Origin of the sequence: Mycobacterium sp., from assembly GCF_035603715.1 — a bacterium.
GTDB lineage: Bacteria > Actinomycetota > Actinomycetes > Mycobacteriales > Mycobacteriaceae > Mycobacterium.
The window spans coordinates 1-2,157 of sequence record NZ_DATNJW010000203.1 but is presented as its reverse complement, the minus strand read 5'-3'; the positions used below and the strand labels follow the sequence as shown (position 1 = coordinate 2,157).

2 protein-coding genes are annotated in these 2,157 nt (G+C 64.7%); one reads left to right on the top strand and one right to left on the bottom strand.

The features are described from left to right. On the top strand, positions 1 to 86 hold an 86-nt coding region (locus VN856_RS08675), incomplete at its 5' end, for a hypothetical protein (RefSeq protein ID WP_325688033.1). A 354-nt stretch (positions 87 to 440) separates the two neighbouring features. On the opposite strand, the gene VN856_RS08670 is transcribed toward VN856_RS08675, so the two are convergent. After that, the gene (locus VN856_RS08670; RefSeq protein ID WP_325688032.1) at positions 441 to 1,640 is read right to left on the bottom strand and encodes an IS110 family transposase; all 1,200 of its coding nucleotides are present in this window, start codon (positions 1,638 to 1,640) and stop codon (positions 441 to 443) included. Positions 1,641 to 2,157 lie beyond the last annotated feature (517 nt).

Genomic DNA, 2,157 nt, shown 5'->3' with positions numbered 1-2,157 from the left:
ACATGAAGTACCTCACCGGCTGCGCCGACCTGTTCCGCGACGGCTACACCGACGTGTGCCAGTTCACCTTGGTCAAAAACGGCTGACCGGTCGTGGCCCGGCTCAGCCGAGGAACGCGCGTTTTCAGCATAGGGCGAGCATCCGGTACAGCCCGGCCGCGGCGAGCGACCAGTCTGGCACCGTCCCTCGTCGGCCCGCAGCTAACAGGCCGCCCTATCCAGGAAGCCGACCTTCTTTGGGTCCTGTCCTTCCATCGCGTCGGTCGCGTTGCGTCGCTCCATCCTTCACCGGCGCGCGTATGCTGGGGTCAGCTCCAAGAGTTTGAAATCGAATGTGCTGCAAGCAGATCCGTGCGTGTCAGTCCATGCGAGTATTTTGCAATCCGAGGATGTTCGCGCGGTGAGTTTCGCACGAGTTGATGCTCCTATTCGTGTTAAGGGTCAAGCGGCGTCGAGCCACTGGCGGTAATTGCTGGCGAGGGTGTCGTTGCGTTGGTGTCCGCGTTCGAGCCGCGAGACGGTGATTATCGGGACGCCGAAGTGATGGGCGACGGTGGCCAGGGTGAGGTTTTTGGCTTGTCGGGCAGGCCGTAGGTCGCTGTAGTCGTCGATGGGGCCGGGACGGGTGAGCAGTCTGAAGACTTCACGAGCGATAGCTCGTTTGAGCAACCGCAGAATCTCTTTTTTGGTGCGGCCGTTAGTGTCTTGGCGCTGGACATAGTCGCGCGTTTGTGGGTGGGCCGACATGCGCACCAGCGCGATGCGGTACAGGGCATTGTTGGCTGCGCGGTCGCCGCCGCGGGAAAGTCGGTGGCGGGTGATTTTGCCCGAGGATGCCGGAACGGGGGCTGCCCCGCACAGCGCGGCGAAGGAGGCCTCGTTGGGTAGCCGGTGCGGATTGGCGCCGGCGGTGACCAGCAGTTGAGCGGCGGTGTCTGCGCCGACACCGTAGGCGGCGCGTAGCGCGGGATTGAGCTGTCGGACAAGGACGTCCAGGTGTGCGCTGAGGTCCTGCTTTTGGTGCTCGAGGAGTTCCGCGCGCTGCGCTAGTGCCTTGGCAGCGGTCAACACCGCCATCGTGGTCGGGTCGCTATGGGCGGCGGGTCGGCATCGGGCCAATGCTTTGACCAGAGCGGTGGCGGTGTGGCGGCGGTAGCGTTCGCGCAGCTCAGCGGGGGCAGTCACCAACAGAGCGTGGATTTGGTTGGTCGCGGCGGTGTGCGCCTTGACCGCGCTGCGCCGTGCGGTCAACAGTGCCCGCAAGGCACCGGTGTTTGCGTCTTTGGGCACGGCCAGACCGTGGCCGGCCAGTGCGGCGCGCCCAGCGCTGTAGGCGTCTAGGGGATCGGACTTTCCCTGGCGGCGCCGCGCCGCGCGATCTGGGCGGCTGACCTCGGCCACCTCGACGCCGGCTGCCTGCAGGACTCGGGTCAGCCCAGCGCCGTAACTAGACGTCCCTTCTACCCCGGCGATCACGATAATGCCGAAACTTCGGGCCCACCGCAGCGCCTCACCGTAGCCCGCTGGACTCGTCGGGAACTCGCTGTCTGCCAAGGGCTTTCCGGCATCAGTAATGACCGCCAGATGGATAGTGTCCAAATGGGTATCGGCGCCGATGACGACGCGCGGGGATGCTGCCACGATGGTGATGTCCCTTCTGTTGGTGATCGCTAGCAGATGGAGACACCCGGCGGGGCGTGCAGACAACACATTGATGAGGAACTGCCAGGCTCCTGATTAAGTCATGTCCGCCCTGCCGGGCCCCTACGGGGCCAGTCGGCCACCGATGGGACAGATCAACTGAAAGACAACCCAACAGGCGTCAGTGACAACGCGAGTCACCACCGGTGGACGACTGGCAAGACCATCATCAGCCCAGCCGCTCTAACACCATCAATGTGACAACGCTGTGACAAGTTCTCGTCGCCTCTCGGACACCCGCACCGCAGCGGCTACCGTGCGGCACCACACCACTCTCCTCGCCGATAGAGGCCGATCGGCGCGGTGGTGCGGAGTGCCCGCGAGTGCCCACCGGTGATCAGTCACCGAGAAGTTCGGCGGCATCGCCGCCCCAAATTGCGGTCCGGCAACCATGACAGTCCGTCGTGCCGGATGGATTACTCCGTCCGGCGTGTCCGGCAACCGTAGACACGGCGGG